The sequence below is a fragment of the Bacillus sp. MAG717A genome (assembly GCF_036884855.1).
GTDB lineage: Bacteria > Bacillota > Bacilli > Bacillales > Bacillaceae > Bacillus > Bacillus safensis.
In genome coordinates this window covers 2,155,372-2,174,560 of the sequence record NZ_CP145733.1, presented here as the reverse complement: position 1 = coordinate 2,174,560, position 19,189 = coordinate 2,155,372, and the positions used below count along the sequence as shown (strand labels likewise).

Below are 19,189 nucleotides of genomic sequence, written 5' to 3'. Positions count from 1 at the left end.
TTTTTTATTGAATCAGCTTATGGCGGTGCGCATACACAGCCGCTTGCGTTCGATCTTCCACATCAAGTTTGGAAAGAATGTTGGTAATATGGGTCTTCACCGTTTTAATTGTAATAAATAATTCCTCGGCAATGACCTTATTCGATTTCCCATCCGCAATCAGCTTCAAGATCTCCATTTCTCTTGCTGTTAATGAATCATGAAGGATGGACCCATTTGATGAATGACGGAGTTTATTCATGACCTTTCCAGCCACTTTCGATTCAAGTCTTGGTTCGCCGATACTTGCCGATCTGATGGCATCAGCAATTTCTCCTGCCTTGGATGTTTTTAATAAATAGCTTAAAGCACCCGCCTCAATCACAGGATAGACTTTATCATCGTCAATAAAGCTCGTCAGAACGATGATCTTGGCATCTTCAATTTCCTGACAAATTCTTTTCGTTGCTTCTATGCCATCCATCCCTTCCATGACAAGATCCATTAAAATCACATCTGGCCTTAATTCAACGGCTAGCTCTACACCTTTTTGTCCATCTGACGCTTCACCAATGACTTCAATATCAGCCTGCGCCTCTAAAAAGGCCGCAAGCCCCATTCTCACCATTTCGTGATCGTCTATTAAAAGCACTCGAATCATCGAACGTTCTCTCCTTTTCCTTCATCAAAAATGGGAACCTTCACATCAATTTGTGTGCCTTTTCCCTCAAATGACATAATCTCTGCGACACCGCCTACCTCACTTGTTCTTTCTCGAATCGATTCCAGTCCGTAGGAGGCCGTCTTCACATGGTCTGTTTGAAAGCCAATACCATTATCAATAATCTTTAGCTGCACTTGCCGGTTTCTGATGAGCAGACGCACTGTCACTTTTGTCGCCTTTGCATGCCTAAACACATTCGACAGTGCTTCTTGCACAATTCGGAAGAGGTGGTCCTCTACTCCTTTAGATAACGGAACATCATCTTCGATTTCCCAATCAATATCAATCGGCTGCTTTGCTTGGAATTCATTTAGCAGCTCAATTAAGCCTTTTTTCAAGTCTTTTCCTTCTAGAGTGATCGGTCTCAAATGAAGCAGAAGAGCACGCATCTCATTTTGTGCATCGCCAGACATTCGTTCGACAAGCTGCATTTGTTTTAAAATCTTTTCGTCCTTTTCCTTCATGCCTTCAAGAATAGCTGAGGTCATCATCGAAATCGCAAATAACTGCTGGCTGACCGCATCATGAAGCTCTCTTGCCAGCCGCTGGCGCTCTTCTGAGACCACCGATTTCTTCATTTGAACCTGCCATTCAGCCCGTTCATTTGAAAGCTTTTGCAAAGAGGCTACTTGCCCTTCCACCCGCTTCGCCATTTCATTTAATTGATCGGCGGCTAAGCCAATTTCATCATCGCCAAGAGACGGCAGTCTGTATGCAAAGTTTCCATTTTCAAACTTCAAAATCGACTCTACAAGCTGATCGAGGCGCTTCTTATGCTGATAGCCAAATACACTCCCGGCAAAAATCCCAATCGCAAGACTAACGATGAGTAAAATACAAAAAAACGGTATGCCAAACCAGCGGGTAGAAAGCAGGATCATTGGATCAAGCTGATAATAAAAAAACATCGGCAATGTCGTCATCGCCACAACACCTAGCGAGATGCCGATTCCAAGACGAACAGATTGCCACTGGATTCCTAAATGCAATTTCCTCATAAGTATCTCACATCCACATCTCCGATCAGTAGCGAGATGGAGATTTTCACTTTTCGTTTGCTCTCATCGTAATCGTTGGTCATCACATACACTTTACTGCCGAATCCGCTTCTTTTTTCATCTATGATTTTCATATCACCAATCGCGGCGGAAGCACTCACACATACTTCAATATCCTGCGGTACGTAAATATCCACATCTCCGATCAGCCCGCTAATCACGATCGTACTCTCTTCTTCTGCGATGATCGCCTTTGATAAATCAATTTTAACATCGCCAATAAAACCTGAAATCGTCAAATCACTTAATTGAAACGGCTTTTTCATGAGCCTGACTTCACCAATAAAAAAGTCATGCTCTTTACGCGGCTTTGTCTGCCTTTTTGTTTTCTTCTGATCGCCCTCTTTTTCAAGATTGACTTTCAGTGAAGGCTTCCCATCGTCTGATGTTTCCTTTTTATCGACATCAAAAACAGGTTTATTTTTCAATAAGCGATAGCCGGCATAAATCAAAAAGGCCGCAAATAAGTAACCTGTTAAACTAAATGTAATATTGAGCAGAAATTTTAAGAAGAGAAAGCCGGCAAAAATATAGGAAACTGAACCGAGCCAACGTTTGGATCGTGAGTGCAGCCAATAACCTGCGAGCGCAAAAAACACAGGCCAAAACAAATCTGCACCGATCCCGATAATTTTGAGAAATAAATTAATACCAAAAATCACAACAATAATGCCTAAAATTTGATTCCTTGTAAAACGCAGTTGACTCGCCTCCTTCCTTTTTTTCATTCATTACCGCAGCTTGAGGTTACCACTTGTCATTTCAATATCGACTAAATGTGTCCCTTTTCCCCGCGTGCCTGTAAAGCCTCGACCTTCACTATCCACTTGATCAAAGTCATACGAGTGATCGACGCTTCCACTTGTTTTTTTCACCTGAACGTTGAAATCTCCGTCATCTGGCAAATTAAATTTCGCGCTCCCTGATGTCATATGAAAGGAGACAGGTGACTCAATTGTATCAAAACTTGCCGTCAATCGGCCGCTTGTCATGCCCAATTGCAGCTCGCCTTTGACATCACTAATATCGGCACGCCCTGAAGTTGCCCCAATATCACTATCCTTCGCATCGATGTGCGACACTGCCATCCTGCCAGAGGTTGCTTTGATTTCTACATTTTTTGCTGAGAAATTCTCGGCTGTGAGGTTTCCACTCGTTGATTTGAGTATCACATCTTGAAGGGACAGCTTTCCTCCTCCGTCCATCTCACTGACGCCGCTTCCACCCGTAATCTTCACATTTTTATGATAATCTGTTGGAATTTTAACTAAAAGCTCTCCTTTTTCAAATTGAGTGAAAAACAAGAAGCTTTTATTTTCAGCACGAATTTTGAAGGTACCACCTGTTTGCTCCGCATACATTTTCCCTTTTCCATTGACAGCAGTCACGGAAATATCGGAACGATTTTCAGGTTTTACCTTCACGCGAAACCCAGAAAGAGAAATATCTAATTGATCAATCTCCTCTGTCTTTGCTGAAGCTGTTGTCACTGGTTTTTCACGGGAAAAACTTAAATGAAAGAGACCTTCATTTTTGAAAAGCATGCCAATCATTAAAAAGATACCTACAAGTATACAAATTAGACCGATTAATCGCTTCATTCATACCATCCCTTTATCTTCTGACCTTTTCATTATAAGGAAAAGCGAAACAGAAAGAAATCAAATATCGGAAGAAAAAGCCTGCTTTTCTTCCGATGTGATCTCTATACGTTTGCTTGCTGCTGTTCAGGCTTTTTCTCGAGCTTCAGCTTCTGCCATTCTTTTTCAACCTCATCGGCATAGTCTAAATGAGCATATGCCCCTTGATCCGCAAATTGTGCATAGCTGCCTGCTTTTGTTTCCATTTCTTCAATACGGTTCTCCATTCGAAGAAACTCTTTATATGCACTTTCACTGTCTACTTTATTGATGGAATCATTCATATGCTGCTTTGCCTGTGCGGCATTGGCTCTTGCAATCAATGCCTGCTTCTTGTCTTTAATATCACGCAGCTTCGTTTCTAAGTGCTGCAATTGCTCTTTCAGTTCTTTTAGTTGTTTCACAGATTGCTGGTACGCTTCCTGATATTCGTTGTGCTTTTCTTCAAAATACTTCATTTCTGTGAGCGCTTTTCGTGCAAGCTCCTCTTCTCCCGCATGATATGCCAGCTCTGCCTGCTTCTTTCGCTTTTCAGCAAATGCTTCCGTCTCTTCTGCTTTTCGCAGGAAGCCTTGCTGAATCGTTTGCTGTTTGATGATGGCATGTTTCGCTTTCGCAACATCATCCTCCATATCACGTACGTATTGATTCAGCATGACACGCGGATTCTCCAATTTATCTAACCCTTCATTGACAGTTGCAACAAACATATCTCTTACTCTTCTTAATACCATTTGATGTTCCTCCTTTTATTTTTTCTTTAAAAAGTCTTCCCATTCTTGATCAAATGACGTGTGAATCGGTTCTTCCGTATTAGGTGCCGTGTTTGGCTCCATATAAGCTCTGCTTGATGTTTTTTTGGTAGATTCACCGCTAATCATCGACCAGCCAAAATAAAGAAGTACCCCTGCAAATGCGATGCCGAGTAAAAACGGCAGGAATTGCACGACGATCAGTACACCAATGACTGCTAGAATGATCCCTAAAGTTTTACTGCCTTTTTCATATTTTTTAACACCTACATAGATGAGCCATGCCCCAATCAAAACCGGAATCAGTCCACCTAATGAACCACCAAAGAAGATGGATAAACCGACAAACAATAAAATTGAACCGATAATGGTTTTACTTGTTATTTTCATCTTCATGCCTCCTTTCTTGCTCCTTGCTTTAACTATAGTCAAAAAAGAAAGCCGGCAAAACGTGTCACAGATTGATCTTTGATTGCGACTAGAGTCGTAACAATGCTCAGACTGAACGGTTGAATCAAACAAAAAACACTCTTCGAAAAGAAGAGTGTTGCAGATTGTTGACAAAGGGCTAAAATGATCTTTATTTTAGCCCTTTGTCTTCTTCAGCGTGATAGAAAACCTTTGCAGCCCTAGGAAGGACGAGTACCGGAGCGGAGCGAATTGAACATTCGTGAGCACCGGAACGCAGACCTGACAACGAATGCGAGGGTTTGCCTACACGCTGAAACACTCTTCGAAAAGAAGAGTGTTGTTAAACGTATGGTAGAATCACAGAATAAGTTGTATCTAAATCAAGTAAGAGGCAGGTGTCGTATATTGATAAATAAAGATCAACTAGCTGATCTATTTGCTAGTCATTCTTTTCACATACAAGAAATCTATCGTTTAGTCATCCAGCCCCATAGTACATTAAGGGAGTTTAAGACAGTAAGTGCTGGCTTTCTTTTCAGTATTCGCGGGGAAGCTAGACTGAATGTTAATGGAAAGAGCTACGATTTGCAGCCAGGGTCCGTCATCCATGTAACACCAGGATGCCAGCTTGCCCTGCAGGTGATCAGTCAATCAGAATACGAGTATCATTCACTTTTCTATCATTTGAATTGTGATAAGGAATCTGACTGTGACACTGTTTTCAAGCTGGAAACGGGAGCAAATCCGAGAATCATTGAAATACTCACCATGCTCCATCAGAATGTCCATACACCTGGCGGAATGGGGAAACTTCGAGTCAAAGAATTATTTTTACGCATCCTATATCAAATACTAATGGGCTGTAAGCAGGAAGAGAGCTCTCCTCATGAAAGGGTCATTGAGGAAGCCATCGCTTATATTAGAGGACAATATATGATTCCATTAACACTTCAGGATCTCGCTGAACTGTTCGATATGAACCCTAAAAGCTTCTCATATTTTTTCAATAAATATACCGGACTTCACCCAATTGACTATGTCATCCAGTATCGTATGGAAAGAGCGCTTGAAATACTAAAGGCAGGTAATATTTCGATTCGTGACGTTGCTATGACTGTCGGCTATCCTAATCCGTTATATTTTAGCAGACTATTTAAAAAGAAATTCGGAGTGCCGCCTAGCGCATATATCGCTAAATAACTCTGTCGTATTTCTTCTCAAAACGATAGACGCCAGCCTCATTCCTTAAAGGAATTCCACAGCTCTCTATGAAATAACCAGCCTAACTGCCTCATAAATTGAAGTCGATCAAGATCATCGCTCTTCTGTCAGTCCAGATTAGATAATAATGCATATGATATTCGCTATTTGTGTATTCGCATTTCACGAGGTCCTTGCTATACTATTAAATGATAATGATTATCAATATCGATTATTACTGACTAATAATCAGCAACGACAGGGAGGCAGATGATGTGAACAAAAAAAGGCAGCTTTGTATCGGATTGTCCTTGTCAGCGACCTGGTTGAAGGGAAAAGGCTGGCAGCATCCGAGCAGCATGGTAGAACACTTATTTTCAACCAACTTTTACGTTGAGCTTGCAAAGAGAGCAGAGATGGCCAAGCTTGACTTTCTTTTTAAGCCGGATGCACTGACACTCCACATAGAGTCATTGGATCACTCCCCTGGCTTTGGCGGTCTTGATCCAACGGTTTTGCTTGCTTCGATTGCTCATGAGACGGATCGAATCGGACTTGTTTCAACTGCCTCGACTACGTTCAATCCTCCCTATGTAGTGGCGAGACAGCTCCAGTCCTTGCACTCGATCAGCAATGGGCGTGCCGGGTGGAATATTGTCCCTTCGATCGACGGGGCTGATAATTTTAGTCATTCACCCATGCCAACCTCAGAAGAAAGATATAAGAAGGCGATGGAATTTACGGATGTTGTACGCAAGCTTTGGGAGAGCTATCCAAATGAGGCGCTGCTCATCAATCGAGCGACAGGACAGTTTGCTGACAAGGAGAGAATTTCTTCTATTCAACATGAGGGTCATTTCTTTCAAATTAAGGGGCCGCTTAATGTGCCGGCTCATCCGTCAGGAACTATTCCTTTGTTTCAGGCAGGTGCTTCGGAAACGGGGCGGGATTTTGCCGCTTCAACTGCAGATGCGATGTTTGCAGCAACCCCTGATCTGGCCTCAGCCATTGAATTACGGAAAGACATGAGGAGAAGAGCATGCAAGCATGGCCGCCAGCCGGATGAGATCCGTGTGCTGCCTGGCTTGTACTTTTTTATAGGAAAAACACGTGACGAGGCGCATGAAATGTATCGAGAGGCGCATTCCCATTTAAGCACTGCACAAGGTTATGCAGCGATACAATCGATTCTAGGTCTCGATATTCGTCACCTTCCCTTAGATCAACCCGTTCCTGCCGATATGCTGCAAGGATTGGATGAGCAGGTACGCAGTCAGACTCATGCTGATTTGCTACGCAGGTTGATTGTACAAACGCAGCCTACCGTAAGAGAACTACTCTCCAGACCAGAGGTCATTGGATCGGCACACTGGGTCATCCTGGGAACAGCTGAGGATGCACAGAGAGAAATAACCAGATGGTTTGAAGCAGGCGCTTTAGACGGTTTCATTGCTCTTCCGGGTTCAGTACAATCACTAGAATTATTTTTTGACGAATTGGTCCCCTTACTCGTCCAACATGGCTTATTTAGAAGTGAATATATAGGATCCACCTTACGTGAGCATCTGGGGATGAAATAAAGCACGACTACAATAGACAGTTTGAGAGGAGTTTTGAAAAGATGAATAAGAAATTAATGATCATCGGCTTCATTTCCTTATTGATGCTGATCATGGCGGCATGCGGCGGAGGAGACAAGCCTAAGCAATCAACTACAGCCTCCGGAAGCAAAAATGCCGGAATTGAAAATTCAGGTGATGCTGCTACGAAAACAATAGAGTATCTTGGGAAAAAGTATACCATCCCGAAAAAAGCCGAAAAAATCGTCATTACTGGGGCAATGGAAGCGATGGAAGATGCCGTTGTACTTGATGTTCATCCGGCAGGGGCAATATCAGTAGGAGGAAAGTTTCCGAAAATATTTGCTTCTATCACAAGCGATTCCGAATCAATCGGTGAAAAACAGCAGCCAAATTTTGAGAAAATATTAAGTTTGAAGCCTGATGTTATTTTAGGCTCCTCTAAATTTCAACAAGTCGTACTGAACAAGTTAGAGAAAATTGCGCCGACCATTCCAATCTCCCATATCGCGACAAATTGGGAGGCTAATTTAGAGCTAATGGCCGAATTAACAGGAAAACAAACGAAAGCAGAGAAAATCCTCACTCAATACAAAACAGATGTCAAAGACGCAAAAGCTTCGTTAAAGGAAAAGCTCAAGGATAAAAAAGTAGCCATCATTCGCATTCGGGGAGCACAAGCCTTCGTATATCCAGAAGATGTGTATTTCAATCCTGTCTTGTATAACGAATTGGGTCTCGCCGTTCCTCAGCCGGTTAGCTTGGCAAAGACACAAGAAGCAATCTCTGTCGAGCAGCTCGGGGAAATGAATCCAGATTATCTATTTGTACAATTTTCTACGGATGAAAATCAAGAGGCAAGGCATGCATTTGATGACATGAAAAAGAATCCTGTTATTCGAAACATGACGGCCTTTAAAAAGGATCAGGTTTATATCAATGTGGTACATCCACTCCTTGAAGGAGGACCTGCTTATAGCCGAATCCAGTTTTTAGAAGCCTTGCAGCAGCAATTAGAAAATAAATGAGACTGCATGATTGAGATTGCATGAATCAGCTATGAAATCATGACTATGGTCATTTTTAAAAATAAATGAAGAAAAAGAAGTGGGGAGAATTGTACGATGCAGGATATGGAAGTATATGATGTAACCATTATTGGCGGCGGACCTGCTGGATTATTTTCCGCCTTTTATAGCGGGTTGCGTGAAATGAAAACGAAACTGATTGAATTCCAGCCTTTCCTTGGAGGAAAGGTTCATGTTTATCCAGAAAAGATGATCTGGGATATAGGAGGATTAACGCCTGTTTCAGGCTCTCAGCTAATCGAACAAATTGTTGCTCAAGGACTGACCTTTGAACCAAAGGTCGTACTTGAAGAAAAGGTCACCTCTATTTCTCAAGACGAAACAGGTCACTTTGTTCTCCACACCGCGTCCAATCAAAAACATTACTCCAAAACCGTCATTTTAGCTGTTGGAGGAGGTATTCTCAAGCCGATTAAATTGGATATCGAGGGTGCAGAACGATTTGAGGTTCAAAATTTGCATTATACGGTCAAATCCCTTGCACGCTTTAAAGATAAAACCGTGTTGATTTCAGGAGGTGGTAATTCAGCCATTGACTGGGCGAATGAGCTGGAGCCGATTGCCAAGCAAGTGTATTTAACCTACCGGAAAGATGCTTTAAAAGGACATGAAGCCGAAATATCACGACTTAATAACAGCTCTGTCGAATGCCTGCTTCATACCTCGATTGAAAAGCTCATCGCAGCAGACAATCATGAGCGGATTGAAACAGTTGTCCTCAAAAATAATCAGGACGATGCCTTATTTGAGCTATCCATAGATGAAGTCATAATCAATCATGGATACGAACGAGACAAAGAGTTACTTGCGAATAGCTCCATTAAACTAGAGCAGAAGGATTACTGGATTTCAGGAACTCCACTGAGTGAGACGTCAGTCCGGGGCATTTATGCAGCAGGCGATATTTTGCATCATAAAGGAAAATTGCATTTGATTGCTGGGGCTTTCCAGGATGCTGCGAATGCAGTAAACCAAGCCAAGCAATACGTAATGCCTGATGCAAGTGCTCGTGGAATGGTTTCTTCGCACAATGACATATTTATTCAAAAAAACAAAGAGCTGATGAAGCATTTGTATACGAAATAACGTGTTCATTGAACAAGCAGACTTGGAATTCCTTATGTGCTTACAGAAGGAAGACGTTTAGCACTCTTCTCATTCGAAGAGTGCTTTTCCTTATTTAGATCGAAACACGTCGGCACTTCGTTCATATTCAACATCAGCTTCACCAAGCCGATGATTCACGATTCGGGCGGCAGCAAATAAATAATCGGATAGACGGTTTATGTATGTGAGCGCAACGGCTGGAATCTCCTCCTGTTTCGCAAGCGTCACAATATGCCGCTCTGCTCTTCTAACGACTGTCCGCGCCACATGTAAGAGAGCAGCGCCTTCCTGACCGCCCGGTAAAATAAACTTAGTGAGCGGCGCAGCTTCTTCTACATAGACATCCATTCTTTGCTCGAGGACTGTCACAGAGGCTTCTGTTAATTTGCCCTCTTTAGGTGGTTTCACTGCTGCCAAATCACCGCCGCAGTCAAACAGCTCATGCTGTATAATGATCAGCTCTGACAAAAGGTCCTGAAACAATTCGCCATGCTGCCGTAATTTTGCATGCGCGAGTCCAATAAAGCTATTCGCCTCATCTAACGTACCATATGCCTCTACTCTCACATCATCTTTATCAGCTCTTCCTCCGATCAAGCCTGTTTGTCCCTGATCCCCGGTTTTCGTATAAAGTTTCAATGGTATTCCCCCTTTTTTACTGCTTTGTCCTTTTTAGTATAACCTGAGCTGAATAAGAAGCAGTTGTTTTACTAAAACATGTTGAATGAATGTCTTCAATGAAACAGAAAAGTGAACCAAATGGTTCACTTTTGAATGGCATTCAACCTTTGAAGAAGCCTTTGCACCTTTTTTCCTAATCTTTCGTGTAAAAGGTCAGCATCTTCCGTTTCTTGCGTATTGGGTGCAGCAATACAAAGGTGATGGATTGGAATGCTTGTTCTTTGCTTCATGATGTGCATAAGCTGCCCCATGAGCTGAACAGCTGCGCCGTCTGATAAAGATCGTTTCAGGATAAGCCAAATAGTCAACTCTTCCTGCTGAAGCATTCCGTAAAGGATCATATCGTCTTCGCCGTCTTCGGCGGCATATTCCGCTAATCCGTTAGCTTTCTCGAAAAACAGCATATCTTCAGCTGATTCTAGCTGCTTATGAAGCGACTCCGTTCCCGTTCCAATCGACCTTTTCCAAAAGAACCCGCCGTTTTTCTTATGTGAGGAAAGGATGCGAAGAGGCTGATTAATGGAAATCGTCATTCCTTCTGAGCCATATGTCCTCCAGCCATCCGCTATGTTTACAATTGATGCTTTAGAAGGGGTTGAAGGCTCAACCATCAGCTGAGGGTTTGCCCTAAATGGATGCTGGAGCGGTGTCACATTTGTTTCATACACACGGTTGATTCGTTCGGTGGTCAAGACGTGATGCGGCAGTCCTAACATGTCAGTCTTTCCTTCATGAAGGAGTAGCAGTCGATCACAATACAAACTAGCGATGTTCACATCGTGAAATACACCAATGACCGTTAACCTAGAAGAAGCCGTCTCTTCTTTAATTAAATCAAGCAAATCTTTTTGATAGGCTAAATCAAGAAAGCTGGTTGGTTCATCCAGCAATAAATATTCAGGCTGCTGCGCCAATGCCTGTGCCAAATACACACGCTGCTGTTCTCCTCCGCTTAGCTCATGAATGGATTGATTCTTAAACTGTGCAACACCCGTTTGTTCCATTACTTTGCTGACGACCTGCACATCTTCTTGCGTGACAGATTGCAGCCACCCTTTTTGATATGGATAACGACCGAATTGGATGGTTTCTTCCACCGTAAATGAAAAAGCTTGTTCCGTTTTCTGCGGCAGAACTGCCATCTTTTGCGCAAGCGCCTTTGGCTGATAGGATTGAACAAGCTGACCGCCGAGACGTACTTCACCGCTCTCAGGGGCTAAAATTCCTGCCACCATTTTAAGCAGGGTCGTCTTACCGCTCCCGTTTGGGCCGAGTATACCGAGAAATTCTCCTTGCTTTACTTCAAGGCTAATGCCACGAATGATCTCTTTCTCCCCATATCCACCTCTGATTTCCTTCACTTGAATCATACGTGCGCCCCCCCTCTATATTGACGAATGAGGATGATGCCAAATACAGGTGCACCAATTAACGCAGTAATGATGCCAATCGGTAATTCAGTCGGCTCAATAATGGTACGGGATAACACATCTGCTAATACAAGAAAGGAAGCACCGTTCAACATAGACAAAGGCAGCAGATGCCGATGATCCGTGATAGTTAAGAGGCGGATAAAATGCGGAATCACAAGTCCTACAAAACCGATCGTCCCTGATACCGCTACTGCACTTCCGGTCAGGATCGAGCCCGCCAGCAGCACAATATATTTGCTCCTTTTCACATGTACACCTAATAGCTTTGCCTTCTCCTCGCCATACGTCATGACATTCAAATCTCGCCCCATCAACATTAACGCAAAGGTCCCAATAAAAAAGAAAGGAAGAAAAAGCACAATATAACGCCAGCCCCTCATGGACACACTGCCAAGCAGCCAATGAATGATCTCTTTTAGATCATCACCTGTTAAAGCAATCATCAATGAAATGAGCGCACCCAAAAAAGAGCTGAAAATCACTCCAGTCAAAATTAAAGAAGAAATGCTCATCCCCCGATGAACAAGACGCGCAAAAAAGAGAACGAGACAGAGGGTCACAAGCGCTGTTGTCATACTGAATAATGGCAGTGTGAAACTGCCAAAAAGCGGGAGCTGCAAGCTGAAAAACAGGGTCGCTACGGCTCCAACTGATGCTCCTTGAGACACTCCCAGCGTATAAGGGTCAGCGAGAGGATTTTTTAATAAACCTTGAAAAGCTGCACCAGATAACGCCAGTGCTGCTCCGACTAATGCCGCTAATATGACTCTTGGCAGCCGAATGTTCATCATAATATTGCGATCGATGGAATCAATGGTTCCAAACTGTACTCCGATTAGTTCATGAACAAATATGCGAAGAATAGAAGGAATGGGAATCCCTAAGCTTCCAAAGGAGATTCCCATTCCAATGCTCATCACTAGAAGTAAAACACTTAGTGTATATGCGATGATCAATTTATTTGAACGTGTCAGGATAGACGCTTTTCGCAAGAGCCTCGACTCCTTCAACCAATCGCGGTCCCGGTCTTGATGCGAGATCCGTATTCAATTGAAAGACTTGTTTTTCTTTCACTGCTTTCATTGCATTCCAGCCGTCTCTTTTTTTCAAATCAGCTAAGCTGGAACCATCAATTGTCACGATGACATCAGGATTTCGTTTGATGATCGATTCTTCTGTCATTTGCACCCAGCCAGTTTGATCACCAGCAGCATTTTTGGCATGAATAACAGAAAGCATTTCATCCATAAATGTATTTTTACCAGTTGTATAGATTTCAGGAGCACCTGAGACTTCGACAAAGACTGTTTTTTGTTTGTCTTTCGAAATCCCCTCTGCTTGTTTCTTGATGTCATTCAGTTTTGTTTTCATCTCGTCTATAAGTGTTGTTGATGCTTCTTTCACGCCAGCTGCTTCACCGATCATATTGATTGATTTGTACACATCCTTAAAGGAGGTCGCATCATTTACAGTCAGCACTTGGATCCCTGCATCTTCAAGCTGTTTAAATCCTTCTTTTGATCCCATTTGAGATGCATGTGCTAATACAAGATCTGGCTTTAAGGAAATGACCTTCTCGACATTAAATTCAAGTCCGCCAATCTTCTCTACCTTTTCGACTTCCTTTGGATAATTGTCAAAGTCTGATCGTCCAACCATTTTATCTCCAAGACCGAGTGCATAGGCAACTTCCGTATTACTTGGAATTAACGAAACAATTCGTTTAGGCTGTTCTTGGATTTCGACCGTTTTGCCAGCTGCATCTTTAATCGATACTGGAAATGCCGCAGTGGCCGTTTCTTTATTTTGTGACCCTGTTGCTTTGTGATCTGTCTCAGCGCCTGCACATCCTGCTAAAACACCCATCACAAGCAATAACGATAGCCAAATAGCTGTTAACTTTTTCATGAGTGAACCCCCTGGTTTATGTACTGCTTAACGAAATCTCTTTCGTCAATTCTTTTCTAATTTCGGGAATATTATACTACAGTGCAGATAGGTTGTATATGTGATTTCTAAAAGCGTCTTTTCTGTTCATAAAACAAAAAAACAGCCTCTAAAAAGACTGTTTTTCACTCTTCTATTGATTGATTTGTTTTCCATTGATGACGACTTTCTGAAAAGCAGGAGAAACTGCATGCTCTAAAGATAAGGGGTACGCCACATCATCTATGACACAATCTTTCATTTTAAAATGAGTAACAGGAGAATGTGCGTATGCGGCTATTTTCACACCATATCGTCCGCCGCTGCTTTTGAGTCCTTCTACTTCAATATGACGTACAACAGGACGATACGGACCAGCATCTCCTTCCTCATACATCATGTCGATACAGATCACTTCATGCTTTAGACTTTTGACTGTATTGTTTTTAAAATAAATATGTTCAATCGTACCGCCTCTGACAGAGTTAGTTTTAATACGCAATGCCCGGTCAAGGTTCGGACTATCCATTACATTATTTTCTGCATAAACATACTTTACCCCGCCAGAAATCTCGCTCCCGATCGTCACACCGCCGTGTCCATCCCGCATCTCATTTCTACGAATGACGATGTTTTCAGATGGAACCCCCAGTCGCCGTCCATCCTCGTTTCTGCCCGATTTGATGGCAATACAATCATCTCCGTTATCAAAATAACAATCTTCAATGAGCACATTCCGGCAAGACTCCGGATTGACACCATCTGTGTTTGGTCCATGCCCAATAATTTTAACGCCGCGGACGATGACGTTACTACTTAATACAGGATGAATTTGCCACATTGGTGAATCCTTCACTGTCACTCCCTCGATTAGAACATGATGACATTGGTATGGCTGAATAAAGCTCGATCTTAAATAATGGCCTTCTCCAAACTCCCTTTCTTCTACCGGTATTCTCTTTTCCGCCATTTCAAACAAAAGCTGACGATCCTGATCTTGAGAGGGCTGGCCATTTGTCCCATACTTCCAAGGCCACCAATGATGCTCATCCCCTCTGCCATCAAGTGTTCCGGCCCCAGTAATAGCGATATTTTCTGCATGGTGTGCATAAATGAGAGGTGAATAATTATAAAGCTCAACCCCTTCATATCTTGTCAGTACAAGAGGCAGATAATCCTTTGGGTCTTGACTGAATGTCACATAGGCTTTCTCATGCAGATGAAGTTCTACATTGCTTTTCAATTCTAAAGCACCTGTCACAAACGTCCCTTCTGGGATCAGCACCCTTCCCCCTTTCAACAGATGTGCATCATCAATGGCAGACTGAATGGCATTTGTAGATAGCTCTTTCCCTTCAGCATCTGCTCCATAATGAACCACATTCAATTCACGATCTGGGAACTGCGGCGCTTTTATCTGCTTTAGCACTTGATCAATTCCGTTTGCTTTTTTATCTTTCTTCCCTCGCTTTGCTAAACGAGCAATTCCGACTCCCGTTAGTACCGTTCCTGCTGTGAGATACATCAAATCCCATTTTTTAGACACTTTCTCATCCCCCAGTCGCCTTAAAGTGTGACACCTGTTTTGAAAATAGCCAGCTCTCTAAAATTGTTTTTCTCATGATTTAACAGCTTCCCACTCGCCACATCAATAACCGTTGAAATGAATTTTTCTAACACAACATCTTCCGGTACATCTTCAAGCAGTTCTCCGGCATTAAAGTCAATCCAGTGCTTTTTTGTTTCATATAAAGCTGTGTTTGTCGAGATCTTCATTGTCGGCACAAACGTACCAAATGGTGTCCCCCTGCCTGTTGTAAATAGGACCATTTGACAACCGGAAGCAGCAAGAGCGGATGAAGCAACCAAATCATTACCAGGTGCACTTAATAAGTTCAATCCCTTTTGTTTCAGCAGCTCTCCATATTTCAATACATCTTTAATATCAGAAGTACCTGCTTTTTGTGTACAGCCAAGAGACTTATCCTCTAATGTCGAAATTCCACCTGCTTTATTTCCCGGGGAAGGATTTTCATATACTGGCTGTCGATGATCCATGAAGTATTGTTTAAAGTCATTGATCATTTGCACAATATTGTCGAAAGTCGTTTCTGATGCTGCTCTCTCCATTAAAATCGTTTCAGCACCAAACATTTCGGGCACTTCTGTCAGCACCGTCGTTCCGCCTTGTGCGACAATAAAATCGGATAGTCTGCCTAAAAGCGGATTTGCAGTAATACCGGAAAATCCATCTGATCCTCCGCACTTCAAACCAATTTTCAGCTCAGATAACGGAATGTCTTCACGATGATCTTCTTTCGCCGCATCATAAATTTCCTTGAGTAAAGCGACTCCCGTTTCTATCTCATCTCCTACTTCTTGGCTTCTTAAAAATTTCACTCTCGTACGGTCATATTCACCTAATGTGGACTGAAAATCCTCAATGTCATTGTTTTCACACCCAAGCCCAAGAACAAGTACTCCTCCAGCGTTAGGATGCTTCACCGCATTTTGTAAAATGGTTTTGGTATTTTCATGATCGTCCCCAAGCTGTGAGCATCCATAATTGTGCTTTAATACGAGGGCTGTTTCAAAAGGATGGATGTTTCCACCCATTTCAGCAGTGAATATTTGGATCATTTGATCGGCGATGCCATTCACGCATCCAACGGTGGGAACAATCCAAAGCTCATTGCGGATTCCGCTTTCGCCATTTTTTCGTTTATATCCTTTAAATGTAAGATTCGTTTTTTCATAGGGGTTTTCTGATAATGAAGGCTGGTATTCGTATTCTAGCTTGCCAGATAGATTGGTTTTAATATTATGCGTATGCACCCATTCTCCAGCAGAAATGGCAGTCACTGCATGACCAATGGGATAGCCATATTTGATAATATTCTCTCTTTGCTTGATATCAGCCAATGCAAACTTATGACCTTTGCCAACGGTCTCTTTTAAGATAATCGTATGTCCTTGATGCTGTAGCTCTTCCCCTTGCTGCAATCCTTTTAAAGCAATACCGACATTATCTGAAGGGTGGATTACAATAAAGTCTTTCATGCCTTCTCCCCCTGATTTTCATATTGATGAAGCATCATTCGGTGAACAGCCGCTCTCATCCCGTGCTTCTGTATGAGGGTAAGCTGATCAGCTACAGCTTGACTCAATCCATTTACATCCGTTAAATCTCTGCCCCATAATGATTTGCATGAAAGGATCCTCGCTGCAACCATTTCATTGGAACGATTTTCCCATGCTTCCTTCATGAGCGTGAGCACAGTTTCATCATCCTTTACCCTTCCTGCATGTGCTCTGTAGAAATAAATGAGACTGCTAAGTGAAAACACAAGTTTCATTGGCAGCTGTTTCTTTTGCTCGACATAATCAAACAATGACGGAAGATTACGGGTTCGGAATTTGGATACCCCATTCAGTGCAATATCCAGCAATTGATGCTTTACAAATGGATTGCAAAAACGATCCCAAACGGATTGTGTATAAAGAAGAAGCTCATCTTTAGGAATTTCAAGTCCTGGCAGTACTTCCTCCTCCAGCATACGCCGGATGAACGGACCAACATGCTCATCATCCACAGCTTCTTTTACAGTTTCTATACCGCATGAGTAAGCAATCGGCGCCATCGCTGTATGTGCACCATTTAAAATTCGTACCTTACTCATACGATAAGGCGCAATATCCTCTACAAAAAGAACATTTAACCCTGCTTCTTGAAAGGGGAGCTCCTTTTGTACGAAGGCAGGTGCTTCAATGACAAAAAGATGATAATATTCTGCCGTGACAAGCAATTCGTCAATATACCCTTCTTCCTTTTCTACGATTTCAGCCGCTTCCTTAGAGAATCCAGGGACAATCCGGTCCACAAGCGTATTACAAAACGTGTTGGCCTCTATTATCCATGTCATAAACGCAGGCGGCAGTTCCCACTCAGCTGCCATACTGATCACATATTCCTTCAATCGATCACCATTTTGTTCAACCAATTCACAAGGCAGAATGATCAGTCCTTTCTGCTCATCTCCAGCAAATGCTTTAAACCGGTGATACAAGAACGCTGTCAGCTTTCCTGGAAAACTGGCTTGCGGCCGATCCTCCAAACGGTCCTCCTTTTTGAGCACAAGTCCTGCCTCCGTCGTGTTTGAGAAGACAAAGCGGAGATCGAGGTTTTCCGCTACGTGTAAAAACTCCTCGTAATCCGTATACGTACTAATTCCTCTGCTAATCGATTGGATGACCATACGTTCATTCATTTCTTGCTCGGCATGATATCCCTGAATACATAATGTGTACAAGCCATCTTGTTCATTTAAAGCTGCCACTGATCCTTTTCGAGGAGGGACAACAACCGCTCTTCCTTTAAAATCTGTGCAGTCGTTCAGCTTCTGGATGTGCCAATTGATAAATCCTCGCATAAAATTTCCTTCGCCAATCTGCAAAATCGTTTCCGGATACTCAGGTGCCGGGTATATGGCTTTTGATAATCGTTTCAAATGGATTCCCCTCTCCAAGCAATATGCACACGTGAACATTTTTCTAAAAAGGTGCTGATTACTGCACCTTTTTAACTGAATCTCTGATCATCAGCTCTGTGTGAACATACACTTTTTCCATATGATCTTCTTCCTGCTCTTCACCGTTTATTACTGAAAGGATAGCTTCTGCTCCAAGTGCACACATTTTTTCAATCGGCTTTTTCACCGTTGTCAATGCAGGTGTGGTATAGGATGAAAATGCAATATCATCAAAACCAATAATAGAAATATCATTTGGACACGTTTTTCCTTTTGCAAATAAAGCATTCATTGCACCGATCGCCATGTCATCATTTGAGCAAAAGAGCGCTGTTGGCGGTTTATCAAGGGCCAGCAGCGATTCCATTGATTCATAGCCGCTTTTCATGTGATAATCGCCTTTCATCATATATTCTTTCTTCATAGGTATTTGGTGATCAATTAACGCTTGCAGGAAACCAGCTTTTCTTTCTTGAGTTGATTTAAAGCCTTCTTTCCCTTCAATGATGGCGATTTGTTCATGACCTTGCTGAATGAAATGGTGTGCAGCCTGGTAAGCTCCTTGACTATCATCTGCTAATATATTCATGACTTCATGACTTTCTACACGGCGATTCAGCACAATGATGGGAATGCCCTGTTTCTTCACATGATGGATAAACGCTTCATCGTGCTCGCTTTGACTCATGAGCAAAATGCCATCATAGCGTTGTTTATGAATGGTTGTGTAATCGTGAAAGTCGTCAATTCCTCTTACAAAGAGATTATAATACTCTGTCATGACGCTATTGACACCTTTTAACGCATCCACAAAGAAGCTTGAAGATGTGCCCTCTGTTAAACTCGTAAAAAACAGACCGATTGTAAATGATTTTTGTGATACAAGGCCTCTCGCATGGACATTCGGTGAATAATTCAGCTGTTTTGCAATCGACAAAATCTTTTGTTTTGTCTTCTCTTTAATAAAAGGACTGTTATTCAAAGCCCTTGATACCGTGGTATGAGAGACGTTTGCCAATTTTGCTATGTCTTTAATTGTGACTGTCATGCTATTCCGCCTTTTATGATTTTTTACCATCTT

Annotated in this window: 18 protein-coding genes; 4 read left to right on the top strand and 14 right to left on the bottom strand. The window is 42.4% G+C overall.

The window, feature by feature from the left end; genetic code table 11:
• Positions 1-4: 4 nt before the first annotated feature.
• From V6Z54_RS11020 to V6Z54_RS10995, 6 genes are all read right to left on the bottom strand, one after another.
• The gene (locus V6Z54_RS11020) at positions 5-640 is read right to left on the bottom strand and encodes a response regulator transcription factor (protein WP_024426015.1); all 636 of its coding nucleotides are present in this window, start codon (positions 638-640) and stop codon (positions 5-7) included.
• Positions 637-1,701, bottom strand: a complete 1,065-nt coding sequence (gene liaS / locus V6Z54_RS11015) for a two-component system sensor histidine kinase LiaS (RefSeq protein WP_041088315.1) — start codon at positions 1,699-1,701, stop codon at positions 637-639. The genes V6Z54_RS11020 and liaS overlap by 4 nt, the downstream gene beginning before the upstream one ends.
• Positions 1,698-2,489 carry a cell wall-active antibiotics response protein LiaF gene (gene liaF / locus V6Z54_RS11010; protein WP_305960633.1) on the bottom strand — a complete coding sequence of 264 codons (792 nt, stop codon included), beginning with the start codon at positions 2,487-2,489 and terminating at the stop codon, positions 1,698-1,700. Before liaF ends, liaS begins: the two co-directional genes overlap by 4 nt.
• Before the next feature lie 3 nt (positions 2,490-2,492).
• Positions 2,493-3,362, bottom strand: coding sequence for a DUF4097 domain-containing protein (locus V6Z54_RS11005; protein ID WP_073979035.1), 870 nt, complete (start codon positions 3,360-3,362; stop codon positions 2,493-2,495).
• A 104-nt stretch (positions 3,363-3,466) separates the two neighbouring features.
• The gene (locus tag V6Z54_RS11000; RefSeq protein WP_024423427.1) at positions 3,467-4,135 is read right to left on the bottom strand and encodes a PspA/IM30 family protein; all 669 of its coding nucleotides are present in this window, start codon (positions 4,133-4,135) and stop codon (positions 3,467-3,469) included.
• Between the two features lie 15 nt (positions 4,136-4,150).
• A complete protein-coding gene (locus tag V6Z54_RS10995; RefSeq protein WP_041088311.1) occupies positions 4,151-4,543 on the bottom strand; it encodes a membrane protein in 393 nt (130 codons plus the stop codon).
• Positions 4,544-4,969: 426 nt separating this feature from the next.
• On the opposite strand from V6Z54_RS10995, the gene V6Z54_RS10990 reads away from it, so the two are divergent.
• The 4 genes from V6Z54_RS10990 (at position 4,970) to V6Z54_RS10975 (ending at position 9,518) form a co-directional block, all read left to right on the top strand.
• Positions 4,970-5,764, top strand: a complete 795-nt coding sequence (locus V6Z54_RS10990; protein ID WP_338527324.1) for an AraC family transcriptional regulator — start codon at positions 4,970-4,972, stop codon at positions 5,762-5,764.
• 275 nt (positions 5,765-6,039) lie between these two features.
• A complete protein-coding gene (locus V6Z54_RS10985) occupies positions 6,040-7,344 on the top strand; it encodes an NtaA/DmoA family FMN-dependent monooxygenase (protein WP_338527323.1) in 1,305 nt (434 codons plus the stop codon).
• A gap of 41 nt (positions 7,345-7,385) precedes the next feature.
• Positions 7,386-8,372, top strand: coding sequence for an ABC transporter substrate-binding protein (locus tag V6Z54_RS10980; protein WP_073979033.1), 987 nt, complete (start codon positions 7,386-7,388; stop codon positions 8,370-8,372).
• 96 nt (positions 8,373-8,468) lie between these two features.
• Positions 8,469-9,518 (top strand): NAD(P)/FAD-dependent oxidoreductase, encoded by a 1,050-nt coding sequence (locus V6Z54_RS10975; RefSeq protein ID WP_041088305.1) that lies wholly within the window; start codon positions 8,469-8,471, stop codon positions 9,516-9,518.
• A 90-nt stretch (positions 9,519-9,608) separates the two neighbouring features.
• Here V6Z54_RS10975 and V6Z54_RS10970 read toward each other — a convergent pair whose 3' ends face one another.
• The 8 genes from V6Z54_RS10970 to V6Z54_RS10935 all read right to left on the bottom strand — a co-directional run bounded on the left by V6Z54_RS10970 (position 9,609) and on the right by V6Z54_RS10935 (position 19,156).
• The gene (locus tag V6Z54_RS10970; RefSeq protein WP_338527322.1) at positions 9,609-10,178 is read right to left on the bottom strand and encodes a cob(I)yrinic acid a,c-diamide adenosyltransferase; all 570 of its coding nucleotides are present in this window, start codon (positions 10,176-10,178) and stop codon (positions 9,609-9,611) included.
• A gap of 125 nt (positions 10,179-10,303) precedes the next feature.
• Positions 10,304-11,590 (bottom strand): heme ABC transporter ATP-binding protein, encoded by a 1,287-nt coding sequence (locus V6Z54_RS10965; RefSeq protein WP_338527321.1) that lies wholly within the window; start codon positions 11,588-11,590, stop codon positions 10,304-10,306.
• Positions 11,587-12,645 carry an iron ABC transporter permease gene (locus tag V6Z54_RS10960; RefSeq protein ID WP_338527320.1) on the bottom strand — a complete coding sequence of 353 codons (1,059 nt, stop codon included), beginning with the start codon at positions 12,643-12,645 and terminating at the stop codon, positions 11,587-11,589. Before V6Z54_RS10960 ends, V6Z54_RS10965 begins: the two co-directional genes overlap by 4 nt.
• The gene (locus tag V6Z54_RS10955) at positions 12,611-13,561 is read right to left on the bottom strand and encodes an ABC transporter substrate-binding protein (RefSeq protein ID WP_338527319.1); all 951 of its coding nucleotides are present in this window, start codon (positions 13,559-13,561) and stop codon (positions 12,611-12,613) included. The genes V6Z54_RS10960 and V6Z54_RS10955 overlap by 35 nt, the downstream gene beginning before the upstream one ends.
• Before the next feature lie 172 nt (positions 13,562-13,733).
• Positions 13,734-15,125 carry a glycoside hydrolase family 28 protein gene (locus V6Z54_RS10950; RefSeq protein WP_073979028.1) on the bottom strand — a complete coding sequence of 464 codons (1,392 nt, stop codon included), beginning with the start codon at positions 15,123-15,125 and terminating at the stop codon, positions 13,734-13,736.
• A gap of 20 nt (positions 15,126-15,145) precedes the next feature.
• On the bottom strand, positions 15,146-16,639 hold the full coding sequence (locus V6Z54_RS10945) for an altronate dehydratase family protein (protein ID WP_338527318.1): 1,494 nt from the start codon (positions 16,637-16,639) through the stop codon (positions 15,146-15,148).
• Positions 16,636-18,087, bottom strand: coding sequence for a tagaturonate reductase (locus V6Z54_RS10940; RefSeq protein WP_338527317.1), 1,452 nt, complete (start codon positions 18,085-18,087; stop codon positions 16,636-16,638). Before V6Z54_RS10940 ends, V6Z54_RS10945 begins: the two co-directional genes overlap by 4 nt.
• A 58-nt stretch (positions 18,088-18,145) precedes the next feature.
• Positions 18,146-19,156, bottom strand: a complete 1,011-nt coding sequence (locus V6Z54_RS10935) for a LacI family DNA-binding transcriptional regulator (RefSeq protein ID WP_338527316.1) — start codon at positions 19,154-19,156, stop codon at positions 18,146-18,148.
• Between the last annotated feature and the right edge of the window lie 33 nt (positions 19,157-19,189).